The organism is Micromonospora sicca (genome assembly GCF_003172935.1).
GTDB classification, from domain to species: domain Bacteria; phylum Actinomycetota; class Actinomycetes; order Mycobacteriales; family Micromonosporaceae; genus Micromonospora; species Micromonospora sicca.
In genome coordinates this window covers 1-16,138 of the sequence record NZ_QGKS01000103.1, presented here as the reverse complement: position 1 = coordinate 16,138, position 16,138 = coordinate 1, and the positions used below count along the sequence as shown (strand labels likewise).

19 protein-coding genes and 1 pseudogene are annotated in these 16,138 nt (G+C 74.7%); 14 read left to right on the top strand and 6 right to left on the bottom strand.

The annotated features are described in order from the left end of the window. The 3 genes from DKT69_RS04120 to DKT69_RS04110 all read right to left on the bottom strand — a co-directional run. Window positions 1–308: hypothetical protein (locus DKT69_RS04120; RefSeq protein WP_146230981.1), on the bottom strand; the 308-nt coding region annotated here is incomplete at its 3' end. Window positions 309–357: 49 nt separating this feature from the next. Then, complete coding sequence (locus tag DKT69_RS04115; RefSeq protein WP_091317037.1) at window positions 358–720, bottom strand: hypothetical protein; 363 nt, start codon at window positions 718–720, stop codon at window positions 358–360. A 12-nt stretch (window positions 721–732) separates the two neighbouring features. Continuing rightward, the gene (locus DKT69_RS04110) at window positions 733–1,047 is read right to left on the bottom strand and encodes a hypothetical protein (RefSeq protein ID WP_109800264.1); all 315 of its coding nucleotides are present in this window, start codon (window positions 1,045–1,047) and stop codon (window positions 733–735) included. 357 nt (window positions 1,048–1,404) lie between these two features. On the opposite strand from DKT69_RS04110, the pseudogene folP reads away from it, so the two are divergent. The 7 genes and pseudogenes from folP to DKT69_RS04080 form a co-directional block, all read left to right on the top strand. After that, window positions 1,405–2,280, top strand: a pseudogene (gene folP / locus DKT69_RS38840) (dihydropteroate synthase); the annotation flags it as partial. A 51-nt stretch (window positions 2,281–2,331) separates the two neighbouring features. Next, on the top strand, window positions 2,332–2,691 hold the full coding sequence (folB, locus tag DKT69_RS38835) for a dihydroneopterin aldolase (RefSeq protein ID WP_201749478.1): 360 nt from the start codon (window positions 2,332–2,334) through the stop codon (window positions 2,689–2,691). Further along, window positions 2,688–3,215, top strand: coding sequence for a 2-amino-4-hydroxy-6-hydroxymethyldihydropteridine diphosphokinase (gene folK / locus DKT69_RS04100; RefSeq protein ID WP_109800263.1), 528 nt, complete (start codon window positions 2,688–2,690; stop codon window positions 3,213–3,215). Before folB ends, folK begins: the two co-directional genes overlap by 4 nt. A gap of 61 nt (window positions 3,216–3,276) precedes the next feature. Next, the gene (locus tag DKT69_RS04095; protein WP_201749477.1) at window positions 3,277–3,765 is read left to right on the top strand and encodes a DUF3180 domain-containing protein; all 489 of its coding nucleotides are present in this window, start codon (window positions 3,277–3,279) and stop codon (window positions 3,763–3,765) included. Between the two features lie 118 nt (window positions 3,766–3,883). Beyond that, window positions 3,884–5,104 carry an ABC transporter permease gene (locus tag DKT69_RS04090; protein ID WP_109800261.1) on the top strand — a complete coding sequence of 407 codons (1,221 nt, stop codon included), beginning with the start codon at window positions 3,884–3,886 and terminating at the stop codon, window positions 5,102–5,104. Between the two features lie 52 nt (window positions 5,105–5,156). Beyond that, window positions 5,157–5,459 (top strand): hypothetical protein, encoded by a 303-nt coding sequence (locus DKT69_RS04085; protein WP_109800260.1) that lies wholly within the window; start codon window positions 5,157–5,159, stop codon window positions 5,457–5,459. Window positions 5,460–5,545: 86 nt separating this feature from the next. Further along, on the top strand, window positions 5,546–6,046 hold the full coding sequence (locus DKT69_RS04080) for a hypothetical protein (protein WP_109800259.1): 501 nt from the start codon (window positions 5,546–5,548) through the stop codon (window positions 6,044–6,046). Between the two features lie 60 nt (window positions 6,047–6,106). Here the strand turns inward: DKT69_RS04080 and DKT69_RS04075 are convergent, their stop codons facing one another. After that, a complete protein-coding gene (locus tag DKT69_RS04075; protein WP_109800258.1) occupies window positions 6,107–7,108 on the bottom strand; it encodes an ABC transporter ATP-binding protein in 1,002 nt (333 codons plus the stop codon). Between the two features lie 2 nt (window positions 7,109–7,110). On the opposite strand from DKT69_RS04075, the gene DKT69_RS04070 reads away from it, so the two are divergent. The 4 genes from DKT69_RS04070 (at window position 7,111) to DKT69_RS04055 (ending at window position 11,539) form a co-directional block, all read left to right on the top strand. Continuing rightward, window positions 7,111–7,797: an ABC transporter permease gene (locus DKT69_RS04070; RefSeq protein ID WP_109800257.1), complete on the top strand. Its 687-nt coding sequence runs from the start codon at window positions 7,111–7,113 to the stop codon at window positions 7,795–7,797. Then, complete coding sequence (locus DKT69_RS04065; protein ID WP_109800256.1) at window positions 7,794–8,519, top strand: ABC transporter permease; 726 nt, start codon at window positions 7,794–7,796, stop codon at window positions 8,517–8,519. The genes DKT69_RS04070 and DKT69_RS04065 overlap by 4 nt, the downstream gene beginning before the upstream one ends. 189 nt (window positions 8,520–8,708) lie before the next feature. After that, window positions 8,709–9,713: a glycine betaine ABC transporter substrate-binding protein gene (locus DKT69_RS04060; RefSeq protein WP_109800255.1), complete on the top strand. Its 1,005-nt coding sequence runs from the start codon at window positions 8,709–8,711 to the stop codon at window positions 9,711–9,713. 134 nt (window positions 9,714–9,847) lie between these two features. Then, on the top strand, window positions 9,848–11,539 hold the full coding sequence (locus DKT69_RS04055) for a hypothetical protein (RefSeq protein WP_201749476.1): 1,692 nt from the start codon (window positions 9,848–9,850) through the stop codon (window positions 11,537–11,539). Window positions 11,540–11,551: 12 nt separating this feature from the next. Here the strand turns inward: DKT69_RS04055 and DKT69_RS04050 are convergent, their stop codons facing one another. Together DKT69_RS04050 and DKT69_RS04045 are read right to left on the bottom strand one after the other, a co-directional pair. Next, a complete protein-coding gene (locus DKT69_RS04050; protein ID WP_201749475.1) occupies window positions 11,552–12,718 on the bottom strand; it encodes an NADH-quinone oxidoreductase subunit D in 1,167 nt (388 codons plus the stop codon). Further along, a complete protein-coding gene (locus DKT69_RS04045) occupies window positions 12,715–13,695 on the bottom strand; it encodes an SAM-dependent methyltransferase (protein WP_109800265.1) in 981 nt (326 codons plus the stop codon). Before DKT69_RS04045 ends, DKT69_RS04050 begins: the two co-directional genes overlap by 4 nt. Window positions 13,696–13,930: 235 nt before the next feature. Between DKT69_RS04045 and DKT69_RS04040 the strand changes: the two genes are divergently transcribed. From DKT69_RS04040 to panD, 3 genes are all read left to right on the top strand, one after another. After that, entirely contained in the window at window positions 13,931–14,908 is a 978-nt protein-coding gene (locus DKT69_RS04040) for a Rossmann-like and DUF2520 domain-containing protein (RefSeq protein WP_109800253.1), read from the top strand. Next, window positions 14,905–15,753 (top strand): pantoate--beta-alanine ligase, encoded by an 849-nt coding sequence (gene panC, locus DKT69_RS04035; RefSeq protein WP_109800252.1) that lies wholly within the window; start codon window positions 14,905–14,907, stop codon window positions 15,751–15,753. Before DKT69_RS04040 ends, panC begins: the two co-directional genes overlap by 4 nt. A 31-nt stretch (window positions 15,754–15,784) precedes the next feature. After that, a partial coding sequence (gene panD, locus DKT69_RS04030) for an aspartate 1-decarboxylase (RefSeq protein WP_109800251.1) occupies window positions 15,785–16,138 on the top strand: 354 nt, incomplete at its 3' end.

Here is a 16,138-nt window from a genome sequence, read left to right as displayed (position 1 = left end):
GTCACCGGCGCCGGGCGGCGGCCGGCCGGCTGCGCGCCGCCGAAGAGGTCGAGGAACGGCGAGTCGATGTCGCCGCTGTCGCCGACCGTCGACGCGGGCTGATCGCCCGCCGCCTGGCCGCGCGGCGAGGCGGGCCGGGGCGGCTGGAAGACGCCGACCCGGCCGTGCCCGGGGCTGGTCACCAGGGCCGGGTCGAGGGCGACCTCGTCCAGTTCCTCGGCCTCTGGGTAGTCGAACGATCGCGCACGGTTACCGTGGGGATCGGCGTGCCGCCCGGCCGGGGAACCCGGCGTGGAAGAGCGATTCATGCGACCGCCTCACCCGCGTCGTTCGTCTGCCCGATCGGCGTACGCCCGGTCATGCCAGTTCCTCCCGGATCCTGATCCGGCTCGCCACCAGGCGCGGGTCGCGCAGCTCGGCGGCCGGCTCCCGGGTGCGTCGCCAGTCGGTCAGCGCGGTGCGGATGACCATGCGCGCCGGCCGGTCCGGGTCGACGTACCGGAAGATGAACGAGGTGGTCACGATGGCGAGCGAGATCTCCCACGCGGGGAAGAGCTCGACCTGCAGCGTGAACAGCCAGTGGATGAACATGTAGAGGGGTACGAGCAGCATGAACAGGCCGTACTGGGCGTACGGCAGGTGCACGGGAAGGGTGTAGCCGGGCGGCCCCAGATAGACGAGACGAGCCCGGTAGATGTCGTCGTCGGTGCGCAGCCGCATGGTCGCCCGCGCCTATTCGAAGATCAGGTTGATCAGGTAGTCGCCGACGAAGAAGAGGGTGGCGGCGCCGGCGATGAACGCCAGGCCGACGATGGCGATGGCCGAGCTGGTCAGCACCTTCGAGATCTCGCCCCGGCTGGCCCGCCCGATGAAGATGACGCCGAGCACGGCGAGCAGAATCGGTGCGATCTTGCTGGCGAAGAAGGTGACGACACCCTCGGTGTCGATGCCCTTGGGCGCCGGCTCGGCGAGTGGAGTCGACGCCAGGGTGTGGAGCGCGTGGTGGACGGCGGACGACGCCGTCCCCAGGAGCTCGATGGCGATCACTGGAAACCTCCCCATGACGCGGCCGGCGACGCCGCGGTGGTGCAGTAGTCAAGCCTGGCGGGATCGGTGCTCACTCTGCGCAGCGTCGGCGACGCTGCGTTCGTTACCCACCACGCAGAGTGGTGAGCTTTGGGGGAATTTCTCCCGCTTCGGCCCTCCCTCCAGGCTTCGCCATCTCGATGCTGGGCAATTCCAAAGCGTACGGCCCGGCCACCTTTGCGACAACCCGCGAAGAGTCGGCCCGATACGACCCGGACGACCGATCGTACACCTGTTCCAATCGGCATGTCAGGACTGTTGCGGGCGGTCCGGGGCCGGGTCGGCAAAGGCGCTGTCGGCGACCGGTACGGTCTAGTCGTGACCGATCTGGTACGGGCCCAGGCCCCGGTGGTGATGGGCGTCCTCAACGTCACGCCCGACTCCTTCTCCGACGGCGGCAGATACGCCGATCTCGACGCCGCGGTCGGACACGGAGTGCGACTGTGCGCGGCCGGTGCGGACCTGGTGGACGTGGGCGGGGAGTCGACCCGTCCCGGCGCCGACCGGGTCGACGCGGAGACCGAGAACGCCCGGGTGCTGCCGGTGATCCGCGAGCTCGCCGCGGCCGGCATCCCGGTCAGCATCGACACCAGCCGGGCCCGGGTGGCCGAGGCGGCCCTCGCCGCCGGCGCCGACGTGGTCAACGACGTCTCCGGGGGCCTCGCCGACCCGGACATGGCCCGGGTGGTCCGCGACGCCGGCTGCCCCTGGGTGCTGATGCACTGGCGGGGGCACTCCCGCGAGATGCGCGACCTGGCCAGCTACACCGACGTGGTCGCCGACGTCCGGGCCGAGCTGGGTCAGCGCGTGGACGAGGCGTTGGCCGCCGGGGTGGCCGCCGACCGGATCATCGTCGACCCCGGGCTCGGCTTCGCCAAGACCGCCGCGCACAACTGGGAGCTCAGCGCCCGCCTGCCGGAGCTGCTCGAACTGGGCTTCCCGCTGCTGTTCGGGGCGAGCCGCAAGTCGTACCTGGGTCAGCTGCTGACCGGCCCGGACGGCGCGCCCCGCCCGACCGCCGAACGGGAGGCGGCCACCGTCGCCACCAGCCTGCTCGCCGTCGCCGCCGGCGCCTGGGGGGTCCGGGTGCACGACGTCCGCGCCACCGCCGACGCGCTCGCCGTCTGGGCCGCCACCGGCCGCCCCCACCTGGTCGCCGGTCCCACCGGGAACGACGGCGGCGACCGGCGGCGGCCCGGCGCCGAAGCGGGCCGGGGCGGGGCCGGCGCGGGGAGAGGACGCCCGATGACCGACCGGATCGAGCTGACCGGGCTGCGGGCGCGCGGCCGGCACGGCGTCTACGACTTCGAGCGCGCCCAGGGGCAGGAGTTCGTGGTCGACGCGGTGCTCGAACTGGACCTGGCGCCGGCCGCGCGCTCCGACGAGGTGACCGACACGGTGCACTACGGCGAGCTGGCCGAGCGGCTGGTGGCGGTGATCACCGGGGAGCCGGTGAACCTGATCGAGACGCTCGCCGACCGGCTGCTCGCGGTCTGCCTCGCCGAGCCGCTGGTCGGCGCCGCCACGATCACCGTGCACAAGCCCGAGGCGCCGATCCCGCACGCCTTCCGGGACGTTGCCGTCACGATGCGGCGTACCCGGTGACCCGGGCCGTGCTGTCGATCGGCAGCAACCTCGGCGACCGGCTCGACCACCTGCGCTCGGCGGTGAACGCGCTCGGGGACGCGGTGCGGGTGGTCTCCGGCGTGTACGAGACTCCACCCTGGGGGGACGCCGCGCAGCCGGCGTACCTGAACGCGGTGGTGCTGGTTGTGGACCCGGCGGCGACCGCGCGGGACTGGCTGGCGCGGGCCCGGGCCGCCGAGGCGGCGGCCGGCCGGGTCCGCGACCCGGAACGCCGGTTCGGGCCGCGCACCCTGGACGTCGACGTCGTCACGGTCTGGGACGACGCGGGCCGGCCGGTGCTCAGCGACGACCCGGAGCTGACCCTGCCGCACCCTCGCGCCCACCTGCGGGCCTTCGTGCTCCGGCCGTGGATCGACATCGAGCCGCACGGGCGACTGCCCGGCCACGGCTGGCTGACCGACCTGCTCAACGCCGAGCCGCTGGCCGGGGACGCGCTGGAACTGAGCCCCCGACCGGATCTGGCGTTAGAGTCGGACGCATGACCCACTGGAGCCGGACGGCATGAGCCAGGCGCAGTTCCCGCGCGACCCCGACCGCTTCCGGATGGGTCCGACCCGGATCTCCACCCTGGTCGTGGCCGCTCTCGCCGCCGCCGCGGTGGCCTGGCTGCTGATCAGCAGCTTCTACTACGACGTCGCGCCGAACCTGCCCTGGCTGCCGGTCGTCACGCTGGCCGCGCTGGCCGTGCTGGAGGGGTACGCGGCGGTCAACACCCGGGGCCGGATCGAGCGCCGGCCGGGCCGGGACCCGGTCAACCCGCTGCTGGTCGCCCGGTTCGTGGTGTTGGCCAAGGCCTCCGCGCTGGCCGGGGCGATCTTCGCCGGCTTCTACGCCGGGCTCACCGCGTGGCTCTTCGTCGAGCGGACCAACGCGGCGGCCGGCGACCGGCCGGCCGCCGGCGCCGGGCTGCTCGCCTCGCTCGCCCTGGTGGCCGCCGCCCTCTGGCTGGAGCGGGCCTGCCGGGTGCCGGAGCAGGAGGACGACGAGGATCGCGAGCCCGGCGACCGGGAGACACCTCGCGGCCGCCTCTGATCAGGGGGTTCCCACCACCCGCGCCCGCAGGTACCGTGCCTGGCGACCGGAAGCAACGGCCGCCGCCGGTCCGCCCGTGCGTCGGGCCGGTCGGCCGGCGACGTGGGAGGCGCGGGTCATGACGTACGACGAAACGGGCCGGGATGGGCCGGCGGAGCCGTCGTCGGGGGTGCCCGCCGCAGTGCTGGAGAACGTCTTCGACGACCCTCTGCACGGTGAGCCCGGGCGGGACCGGATCGCCGTCCACGTGGTCTGGGAGTTCGTGCTGCTGGCCGGGCTGGGCGGCATGGCGTACCTGCTCTGGCGGGAGAACGCGGACGCGCTGCGCGGCGACGGCCTGAAGTCGCTGCTCGTCGACGTGGTCGCGCTGGGCCTGCTGGCCCTCGCCGCCGGGCTGAGCCTGCGCGCCGCCGCCGTCAACCTGGCGGTCGGCCCGGTCGCGGTGGCCGCCGCGCTGCACTTCGCCGAGCAGGGCGACCATGGCCTGCGGGAGGCCCTCCTCCCGGCACTGGTGGTGGCCGCCGTGGGCGGCGCGGCGCTCGCCCTGGCGGTGGTGGTGCTGCACGTGCCCGGCTGGGCGGCCAGCCTGGCGGGCGCGGCCGGGGTGATCGTGTACATCGAGCGGCGCGCCGGCCCCGTCGCCGTGCAGGGCACGTACGACCCCCGGGGCATGGCCGTCAACCTCTTCGCCGGGTTCGCCGCGCTGGCCGTCCTCGGCGGCCTGTTCGGCGCGGTCAAGGCGATCCGCCGGCTGGTGGGCCGGTTCCGGCCGGTCGTCGACCCGGCCCGGCGGCGGGGCGGCGTCGCCGCGACGGTGGCCGCCCTGGCGCTGGTCGGCTCCACCGTGCTGGCCATGCTCGCCGGGGTGCTGATCGCGGCCAACGGGACCGGCCCCGTGGCGCCCACCTCCGGGCTGGACTGGTCGATCCTGGCCGTCGGCACGGCGATGCTCGCCGGCACCAGCGCGTACGGCCGGCGCGGCGGGATCCTCGGCACCCTGATCGCGGTCACCCTGGTGGTGGTCTTCCTCGCCTGGGCGCAGGCCCGCGGCTGGACGGTCAGCCGGTGGGCCGTCGGCGGGGCGATGCTCGGCACCGGGCTGCTGGTCACCCGGCTGGTCGAGACGCTCGGCCGACCGCGGGCGGTCACCGGCGAAGCGTTCGAGCGGGCGCCGGCCGGGGACGGCACGATCAGCACGGGCTGGGCGCTGTCCCGGCCCGGCCCGGTCGACACCTGGCCGTCGGTGCTGCCCGTGCAGGCCCCCGAGACCACGGTCGACCCGTGGGAGGCGCACCGCTGGGAGACCGGCCCGCAGCGCTGGGACGCCGACGACCGCTGACCGGGCCCCGTCCGGCGGGCCGAGCCTGATCTCGCCGGTTAGGCTCGGCGGCATGACCGAATCTCCTGCCACCGGCGGCCGTACCTTCGACCAGCTCGACCAGCTCTCCACCGAGGAGCTGCGCGAGCAGGCGTTCGCCCTGGCCCGGGAGCGGCACGACGTCAACTTCTTCTGGACGGTGCTGCGGCACCTGCCGAACGCGGACGAGGCCGCCGTGCTGGACGGGGCGCCCAACTCGATCGGGCCCATCATCGATGAGGCCAACGCCCTGTGGCGCGAGCTGACCGGGCACGGTTACGAGGAGGCCGCGCCACTGCTGCGCGCCGCCTTCATCGACTACCTGCTGAAGCACTGACCCGTCCGGTGGCTGCCCGCCGGCTGGCGGGGGTGGCCCGTGCGCGCAGGTTTGCCCGGCGGCGCGGGCCGGGAACTGACCGCCCCATGGCCCTCACCAACCGCCCCCGGACCGTCAGCGGCTACGGCACCGCCGCGGGCACCGGCACCCTGGCCGCGCTGCTCCTGGTCGGGGTCGGCGGCAGCCCCGCGTACGTGGGGTGGGTCCAGGCTCACACGGACCCGAACGGCGCGGGCGGCTGGTTCCTGCGGCTGCTGGCCTGGCCGGCCTGGCGGCTGCACTCCGACGACCCGGCGCACGGGGTGTTCGCCACCGACCTGCGGGCGGTGCTGATGGTGATCCTGGCGGCGGCGCTCCTCTATCTGCTGCCCGCCTCGCAGGTGGCCCGGGTGCAGGGCTCGGTCAGCCAGTTCTTCTCCGGCTGGGCGGCGTACGTCCTGGCGGGTGGGTTCACCGGGCTGCTCGCCGCGCTGCTCGGCCCGGACGGGTCGCTGCTCGCGGCCTTCCAGGCGGCGAGCACCGGCGCCACGTACGGCTTCTTCGCCGGCTGGATCGTCGGCGCCGCCAGCCTCGGCGGCCGCGCCTGACCGCGCCCGCCCCCGTCGCGGGGGCCGCGCTCGACGCCGGAACCGCCGGGCGAGGCCCGGTCAGCCCGCCATGGCTCCCAGGGTCAGCACCCGGTCCCGGCTGAGCAGCCCGACCGGGCGGCCGTCCTCGGTGACCACGGCGTGTTCGGCGGCCGAGGTGAGCAGCACGCCCAACGCGTCGTACGCCGACCCGCCGAGCGGCACCGCGGGCAGGTCCGACCCGTCGTCCGCCGGTAGCGGGTCGAGCACCTCCCGGGTGACCGGGGTGACCGCCAGCCGGCGGATGCCCCGGTCGGCGCCGACGAACTCGCGGACGAACGGCGAGGCGGGCGAGCCGAGGATGGCGGCCGGGGTGTCGTACTGCTCCAGCCGGCCGCCCTGAGAGAGCACCGCGATCCGGTCGCCCAGCCGGACCGCCTCGTCCAGGTCGTGGGTGACCAGCACGATCGTCTTGCGGACCTCGGCCTGGAGCCGGAGGAACTCCTCCTGCAGCCGGGTCCGGACGATCGGGTCGACGGCGGAGAACGGCTCGTCCATCAGCAGCACCACCGGGTCGGCGGCGAGCGCCCGGGCCACCCCGACGCGCTGCCGCTGACCGCCGGAGAGCTCGTGCGGGTAGCGGCGGCCGAACTGGGCCGGGTCGAGGCCGACCAGGTCCAGCAGCTCGTCGACCCGCCGGCGGGTCCGCTCCCGCGGCCAGCCGAGCAGGCCGGGCACGGTGGCCACGTTCGCGCTGACGGTCTGGTGCGGGAAGAGACCGACGTTCTGGATCACGTACCCGATGCGGCGGCGCAGCCGGACCGGGTCGACCCGGGTGACGTCGTCGTCGCCGAGCAGGATCCGGCCAGCGGTCGGCTCGATCAACCGGTTGATCATCCGCAGCACGGTGGACTTGCCGCAGCCGGACGGGCCGATCAGCACCGCCAGCTCCCCGGCCTTGACCTCGAGGCTCAGCTCCCGCACCGCCTCGGTCCCGTCCGGGTAGCGCTTGCGGATGCCCTCCAGGGTGATCGAGGCCGCGCCGTGTCCGGCGTCGCCGCCGGCCTGCGGGGTAACGTCCACCTGTGTCCCTCCACCTGAGCTACCGGGCCGAGCCGGAGAACCCGTGGTTCTCCTGGCAGTACGTGCGGGACAACTCTGACACGATCCTCACCGCGCTGCGCGAGCACGCCTCGCTGACCGCCCGGGCGGTGCTGATCGCCGCGGTGGTGGCGCTGCCGCTGGCGGTGGCCGCGTACTGGTTCCGGTCCCTCGCCGGGCCGATCCTGGCTCTCACCGGCGTGCTCTACACGATCCCCTCGCTGGCGCTGTTCGCCTTCCTCGCGCCCTATCTGGGCATCGGCGTGCTGACCGTGCTCAGCGTGGTGGTGCTCTACGCCCTGCTGGTGATCGTCCGCAACGCGGTGGCCGGGTTGAACCAGGTGCCCCCCGAGGTCCGCGAGGCCGCCGAGGGGATGGGGTACGGCCGCTGGGGCCGGCTGTTCCGGATCGAGCTGCCGCTGGCCCTGCCCGGCATCCTCACCGGCCTGCGGTTGGCCACCGTCTCCACGGTGGCCCTGGTCACCGTCGGCGTGGTGGTCGGTCGCGGCGGCCTCGGCCAGCTGATCTTCGCCGGCTTCCAGAACAACTTCTACAAGGCGCAGATCATGACCGGCACGCTGCTCTGCGTCCTGCTCGCGCTGGTGCTGGACCTAGTCCTCGCCGGGGTCGGCCGGCTGCTCACGCCGTGGCTGCGCGGGCGCGTCTCATGAACGCGATCGAACAGGCCGTGCGTTGGCTGAACGACCCGCTGAACTGGACGAACCCGGGCGGCATCCTGGACCGGCTCGGCGAGCACCTGAGCATGTCCGCCGCGGCGGTGCTGCTGGGCTGCCTGGTGGCCTGGCCGCTCGGGCTCTGGCTCGGGCACACCGGCCGGGGCGGCGGCGGGGTGCTGCTGATCTCCAACGTCAGCCTGGCGATCCCGACCCTGGCCCTGCTGACCATCCTGCCGTTGACCTTCCTCGGTTTCGGCCGGCCGTCGGTGGTGGTCGCGCTGGCGGTGTTCGCGGTGCCACCGCTGCTGGCCAACGCGTACACCGGGGTGCGGCAGGCCGATCCGGAGGCCCGGGACGCGGCGCGTGGGATGGGCCTGTCCGGGGGGCAGCTGCTGCGCCGGGTGGAGCTGCCGCTCGCCGTGCCGTACCTGGCCGCCGGCTTTCGTACCGCCGCGGTCCAGGTGGTCGCCACCGCGGCGCTGGCGTCCTTCGTCAACGGCGGCGGGCTGGGTCAGATCATCCGGGCCGGCTTCGGGCTGGACATCGCGGCCGGTGGCGGCCAGATCATCGCCGGCGGCGTGCTGGTGGCCGGGCTCGCCGTGCTGGTGGAGCTGCTGCTCGCGCTGGTCGAGCGGGTGGCCACGCCGCGCCCGCTGCGCCGGGCCCGCGGCGGCGGGGACCGCCGGGCCGCGGACGCCGTCACCGGTGGCGGCTGACCCGCCGGTACGCCCCGGCGGGCGCCCGCCGGGGACCGGGTGACGATCCGGTGACGAAGGTCGCCACATGTTGTCGGTCCCCCCGGGCAAGATGTTGGGTGGACCTTGCGGGCGCATCAGTGGACGATCGCCCGTCGGACACGCGGCCGGCCCGGAAGGGTCGCGCCGGGACACGGAAGGCGGGCTTTGATGCGCGCACGTACCAGGCTGGCCATCGGGGCGGTCGGCGCCCTGGCCGCGGCCGGGCTCCTTACCGGGTGCGGCAAGGGCGGTTCGTCCGGCACCGAAGCGCCCGACAAGGGCGCCTCCGGGGCCGGTTGCGCCCCGGTCAAGGGTGACCAGTTGGTCGTCCTCACCGACGACAAGAAGCTCCAGAACACCGACAACGTCCTCCCGGCGATCAGCGCGAAGGCGGCCAGCCCGCAGCTCGTCGCCGCGCTGGACAAGGTCTCCGAGAAGCTGGACACCCCGAAGCTGATCGAGCTGAACAAGTCCGTCGACGTCGAGCGGCAGACCCCGCAGGTCGCGGCGAAGGAGTTCGCCGACTCCAACGACCTGACCGAGGGCATCGAGAAGGGCCCGGGCGGCGCGTTCACCGTCGGCGCGGGCAATTTCAGCGAGAGCCAGACCATCGCCGAGCTCTACAAGATCGCGCTCACCGCGGCCGGTTACCAGGTCAAGGTGCAGACCATCGGCAACCGGGAGCTCTACGAGCCCGCCCTGGCCAAGGGCGAGATCCAGGTCGTCCCGGAGTACGCGGCCACCATGGCCGAGTTCCTCAACACCAAGGCGAACGGCCAGAACGCCCAGCCGGTCTCCGCGCCCGACCTGGACAAGACGGTCAGCGCGTTGAAGGCGGAGGGCGACAAGGCCGGGATCACCTTTGGCAAGCCGTCCGCGGCGCAGGACCAGAACGCCTTCGCCGTCACCAAGGCCTTCGCCGACAAGTACAAGGTGGCCACGCTCTCCGATCTGGCGAGCAAGTGCTCCGGCCAGGCCACCGTGCTGGCCGGCCCGCCGGAGTGCCCGCAGCGGCCGAAGTGCCAGGCCGGCCTGGTCCAGGTCTACGACTTCAAGGCCGGTTCGTTCAGCTCGCTGGACGCCGGCGGTCCGCAGACCAAGAACGCCCTGAAGACCGGCCAGGCAAGCGTGGGCCTGGTCTTCTCCTCGGACGGGGCGCTCGCCGCCAGCTGACCCACCGGTCGCCGACGGGCCTGGGTGGCCCGTCGGCGACCGTCCGCGGTGGCGGTCGACGGGTGCCGCGTCCCTGCCAGATCGTGCGTTCGGCCTGTTCCCAGCCGCGGGAACTCTCGGTACTGTGCACAGCCATGCCCGCCCCGGTTCCCCCCGCCGAGAAGCGCACTTCGTCGCTGCTGACCGTCCTGTTCTGGATCGGTGTGGCGCTCGCGCCCATGGCGGCGCTGATCCTCCTGGTGGCCGACGGCAACGGCCCGCTGCGCTTCGGCGCCGTGCTGGCCATCCTGGCCGTCGTGCTGATCGGCCTCTCCATCGCGCTGCGCGCCGAGGGCGGCGAGTCGGCGGGCTCCGAGCACCTGCTCGACGAGGTCGAGCAGGTGCGCCGGGAGTTGCGCGGCGAGATCGTGGCCGCCGCGCAGCGCGGCAACCAGGCGCTCGACCAGGCCCAGCGCGCCCAGGAGTCGATCATCGCGCTGCGGCGCCGGCTGGACGCCGCGGCCGCCGGCATCGCGGCCGCCGCGGGCATCACCGCCCCGGCCGCCGACGAGCAGGCCGGTGGCCGCGCCCGGGTGCCGGCCGCCGAGACGTACGACGACGCGCCGGGCCGGGGCCGCTACGCCGCCCAGGACGAGGCCCCGACGGGCTGGGGGCAGTCCGCCGGCGACCGCCGGGACGAGGAGGAGGCGGTCCGCCACCCCCAGCCGGCCGGCCGGTACGCCGCCGAACGCCCCCAGTCCGGCGTGTACGGCGCCCCGCGCGCCGCCGAGCCGGAGGCCCGGCCTGAGCCGGCCCCGCGCCAGGTCGGGGTGGTGCACCACACCGAGACCGTGCACGTCACCACCCGGCACACCATCGTGGACGGCGCCGACCCGGCGGCCGGCAACCGCTACGGCGCCGGGTACGCCGGCCGGTGGTCCCCGGAGGAGCGGGCCCGGGGCGGTGCGGAGCCGGAGGAGCGCTCATGGGCCGGTCACCGGGAGCCGGAGGACGACCGGGGCTGGTCGGGCGACGACCGGTCCCGGGGTGCCCAGGCCGGTGCCCGCGATGACCGGGCCTGGTCCGGAGCCCCCCGGGACGACCGGTCGTGGTCGGGCGCCCCGGCGGACGACCAGCGCTGGGCGGGCGCGGCCCAGGACGACCGCGCGGGTGCGCCGCGCGACGACCGGGGCTGGCCGGCGGGCCAGGGTGGGCCGCGCGACGACCGGTCCTGGGCCGGTCAGGGCGCGCCCCGGGACGACCGCTCGTGGGCCGGCCCGGCCGGCCCGGGTGACGACCGGTCCTGGGCTGGCCGGGGTGCGGCGTACCCCGCCCCGGACGCCCGTGCCTGGGGCTCGTCCGAGCAGCCCGGCCGGGCCGCCGTTCCCGCCTCGGACGACCCGGACGGCGACTACTGGTCGGAGCTGCGCGCCGGGGACCGCTGGGCCTCGGTCCGCGACGACGAGCACGGCCGGGAGGTGCGGGTCGGTGAGCGGCACGCGGCGGTGCACGCCGACGGCGCCGGCACCGAGTTCCGGGTCGAGGACCGCTGGGCGTCGGTACGCCGTGGCGAGCCGCGCCGCGACCAGGAGCGGGACGCCGAGCCGGGCTGGGGTGGCGGTTGGGCGGAGGAACGCCGCCCGGCGCTCCCGGCCGGCGGGGTGCCCGTGCCCGACGAGTGGCGTCCCCCGACGCAGCGCACCGCGCCGCCGGCGGACGAGTGGCGGGCGGCGGAGCCCGAGCCGGCCCGGTACGGCCGGCCCCGCGCCGACGAGCGGTACGGCTACCCGCCGCAGGACGAGGTGCCCCGCGCGGGTGGGGCCCGGTCCGCCGACCGCTGGCGCTGACCGCCCCGGCGGCTACTTGTCGATGTCGCCGACCACGAAGAACATCGAGCCGAGGATGGCGATCAGGTCCGGCACCAGGCAGCCGGGGAGCAGCGTGGCCAGCGCCTGCACGTTGGCGTACGAGGCGGTGCGCAGCTTGAGCCGCCACGGCGTCTTCTCGCCCCGGGACACCAGGTAGTAGCCGTTGATGCCGAGCGGGTTCTCGGTCCAGGCGTAGGTGTGCCCCTCGGGCGCCTTGACCACCTTGGGCAGCCGGGTGTTCACCGGCCCGGTGAGCCGGTCCACCCGGTCCAGGCACTGCTCGGCGAGGTCGAGGGAGACGTACACCTGGTCGAGCAGCACCTCGAACCGGGCGTGGCAGTCCCCGGCGGTCTTGGTGACCACCGGCACGTCGAGCTGGTCGTACGCCAGGTAGGGCTCGTCGCGGCGCAGGTCCAGGTCGAGGCCGGAGGCCCGGGCGACCGGCCCGGACGCGCCGAACGCGGCCGCGTCGGCGGCCGACAGCACCCCCACCCCGACGGTGCGGGCCAGGAAGATCTCGTTGCGCCGGATGAGGTGGTCCAGGTCGGGCAGCCGGCGGCGTACCTCGCCGATCGCGGCACGGGCCCGCCCGGTCCAGCCGGCCGGCACCTCCTCCTTGAGGCCGCCGACCCGGTTGAACATGTAGTGGATCCGGCCGCCGGAGACCTCCTCCATCACCGCCTGGATCGTCTCCCGCTCCCGGAACGCGTAGAAGACGGGGGTGATCGCGCCGATCTCCAGCGGGTACGAGCCGAGGAACATCAGGTGGTTGAGTACCCGGTTCAGCTCGGCGAGCGCCATCCGCAGCCAGACCGCCCGCTCCGGCACCTCCATGCCCATCAGCCGTTCGACGGCGAGCACCACGCCCAGCTCGTTGGAGAAGGCGGAGAGCCAGTCGTGCCGGTTGGCCAGCACGATGATCTGCCGGTAGTCGCGTACCTCGAAGAGCTTCTCCGCGCCCCGGTGCATGTAGCCGACGATCGGCTCGGCGGCGACCACCCGCTCGCCGTCGAGCACCAGCTTCAGCCGGAGCACGCCGTGCGTGGACGGGTGCTGCGGGCCGATGTTGAGCACCATGTCGGTGCCGAGCTGCTCGCCGCCCGCGCCGGTGCCGACGGTCAGTTCGCGGAGGTCGCCGTCGGTGGTCATGCCCGTCATCGTGCCATGAGCGAGTCGAGGGCGACGTCGACCGGTTGCAGCAGCCACCAGTGCCCGCCGAGCCCGGCCGGGTCGGTCAGTTCGGCCACCGTCGAGGCGGCGGCGAGCGCCCGCACGTACCCGGCCGGGTCGCTGGCAGCCAGGCTCAGCGGTGGTCGCCCGCCGTCGGCCCCGAGCGCCCGCAGCGCCGCCCGTTGCGAGACCAGGCGGTACGCACACCGGGCGACCCGCTCGCCGGCGGAGGCGACCGAGTCGACGGCGACGTGCGCGGTCACGTCACCCGAACCGTCCGGCACCGGTGGCACCTGCCGCCCGCCCCGGTACCCGGTGAGCGTCCCGTCGACCGGCCGACTGTCCCGCAGGTGCCCGTAGTCCACGGTCAACGCCAGCCCGCGGTCGATCTTCGCGACCGCCTCGGCCCACGCCTCGTCCCTCGTCCGGCCGATCTCGGCTCTCGCGCCCGAGGCGGCCGGCGTGGTCGGCCACCACCGGTCCAGCCACTCCTCGTCAACTGGGCTGACCGGGTCACCCACCGACTCCTCCCCGGTGGCGGGGTCGACCAGGAGGCAGCGCCAGCCGTCGTCGGACTGCACGGCCACGTCCAGCGGCACGTTGTCCAGCCACTCGGTGGCCAGCAGGAGGCCGGTGATCGCGTCCGGAATCTCGTCCACCCAGTTGATCTCCTCGGGCAGGTCCGCGGGTCTGGCCGCCCGCTCGACGGCGGTGAGCCGCAGCCGGCGGGCGCCCAGAGCGCAACCAGCGGAAACGCCGAGGGCCGAGAGGAGTTCTCCGCGACCGGCGCCCACGTCCACCACGTCCAGTCGGGCAGGATGGCCCAGGGCCGCGTCGACCTGGTGAACCACGGCCAGAAGGGCGGCGGCGAAGACCGGCGAGGCGTGCACGCTGGTGCGGAAGTGGGCGGCCGGCCCGGCCCCGGCGACGAAGAAGCCGTCGGGCCCGTAGAGCGCCCGGTCCATCGCCACCCGCCAGGGCAGCCGGTCCTCGGGAAACGTCACCCGCCGACCGTACGGGCTGCCGCGCGGCAGGGCGGAGCAGGTCGCGGAGCAGCCGCTCCGGCGGGTCGTGTCGTGCCCCGGAATTCCGCCTTTCAACCGCCCGGTGAAGGTTTTCACACATGCTTGTTTTCGCTCCGTGACCCCGGCGCATACTTGCGATCGACCGGTACCCACTCGTAGGACTGGATCGATTGCCATGAGCGCACCGCTGCGCCCGCGTACGGCCGCCCCGCACGGGCCCGCCGTACCGTCGGGTGGCGCCTCCGCCGGCGCCCCGTTGGTCTTTCCCCGCATCCTCACCGTCGGCGTGATCGGCGCCGGCCGGGTGGGCGCTGTGCTCGGCGCGGCCCTCGCCGCCGCCGGCCACCGGGTGGTCGCCGCCTCCGGCATCTCCGGCGCCGTGAAGGCGCGGATGGCGTTGCTGCTCCCGGAGACCCCGAACCGTTCCGCGACCTCGGTCGCCCGCGCCGCCACGGACCTGCTGATCGTGGCGGTGCCCGACGACGCCCTGGCTGGCGTGGTCGGCGGCCTGGCCGAGACCGGGGCGCTGCGCCCCGGCCAGGTGGTCGCGCACACCTCCGGCGCGCACGGGCTGGCCGTCCTCGCCCCGGCCGCCGCCGTCGGTGCCCGGCCGCTGGCTCTGCACCCGGCGATGACCTTCACCGGTACGCCGGACGACCTGACCCGCCTCGCCGGCATCTCGTACGGGGTGACCGCCCCGGCGGAGCTGCGCGCGTTCGCCGCCCGGCTGGTGGCCGACCTCGGCGGCGTGCCGGAGTGGGTGGGGGAGGCGGACCGGCCGCTCTACCACGCGGGGCTGGCGCACGGCGCGAACCACCTGGTCACCCTGGTCAACGAGGCGGCCGACCGGCTGCGCGACGCCGGGGTGGCCCAGCCGGAGAAGGTGCTCGCCCCGCTGCTGCGGGCGGCGCTGGAGAACGCCCTGCGGCTCGGCGACGACGCGCTGACCGGCCCGGTGTCCCGGGGCGACGCGGGCACCGTACGCCGGCACCTGGAACGGCTGGCGGCGACCGCGCCGGAATCGGTGGCGCCCTACCTGGCGTTGGCCCGACGGACGGCGGATCGGGCGATCGCGGCCGGTCGGCTCCGGCCGGCGGACGCGGAGCCGCTGCTGGACGTGCTGAGCGGGAGGGACCGGGAGGTGGCCGCATGACCGAACTGGTGCACACGCGCAAGGAACTGGCGGCGGCGCGGGACGGGCTGACCGGCACGGTCGGCGTGGTGATGACCATGGGCGCGCTGCACTCCGGGCACGAGGCCCTGCTGCGGGCCGCCCGGGAGCGGGCCGACCACGTCATCGTGACGATCTTCGTGAACCCGCTGCAGTTCGGCCCGAACGAGGACTTCGACCGGTACCCGCGCACCCTCGACGCGGACCTGGAGGTCGGCCGGCGGGCCGGCGCGGACGTGGTCTTCGCCCCCTCGGTGGCCGACATGTACCCGGACGGGGAGCCGAAGGTGCGGCTCAACCCGGGCCCGCTGGGGGAGGACCTGGAGGGGCTGAGCCGGCCCGGCTTCTTTCACGGGGTGCTGACCGTGGTCCTGAAGCTGCTCCAGCTCACCCGCCCCGACCTGGCCTTCTTCGGCGAGAAGGACTACCAGCAGCTGACCCTGGTCCGGCGGATGGTGCGGGACCTGGACGTGCCGGTCGAGGTGGTCGGCGTGCCGACCGTGCGGGAGCCGGACGGCCTGGCGCTGTCCAGCCGCAACCGCTACCTCTCCGCGCCGGAGCGGACGGCGGCGCTGAGCCTCTCCGCCGCGCTGCGGGCCGGCGTCGCGGCCGCCGAGGAGGGCGGGGACGCGGGCGCGGTGCTGGCCGCCGCCCACCGGGCCTTCGACTCCGGTACGCCCGGCACCCGGCTCGACTATTTGGTGCTCACTGACGCCGACCTGGAGCCGGGGCCGGTGTCCGGTCCGGCGCGGCTGCTGATCGCGGCCTGGGCCGGCGCCACCCGGCTGATCGACAACACGGCGATCCCGCTCGCCCCGCGTTCCTGACTCCTTCACCGACCCGCGGAAAGGCACCCCGATGTTCCGGACCATGCTCAAGTCGAAGATCCACCGCGCCACGGTGACCCAGGCCGACCTGCACTACGTCGGCTCGGTGACCGTGGACGAGGATCTGCTCGACGCGGCCGACCTGATCCCCGGGGAGCAGGTGGCGATCGTGGACATCACCAACGGGGCCCGGCTGGAGACGTACGTCATCCCGGGTGAGCGGGGCAGTGGCGTGATCGGCATCAACGGTGCCGCCGCGCACCTGGTGCACCCCGGTGACCTGGTCATCCTCATCTCGTACGGCCAGATGGACGACGCCGAGGCCCGCGCGTACCGCCCCCGCGTCGTCCACGTCGACGCCCAGAACCGCATCTGTCTCTTATAC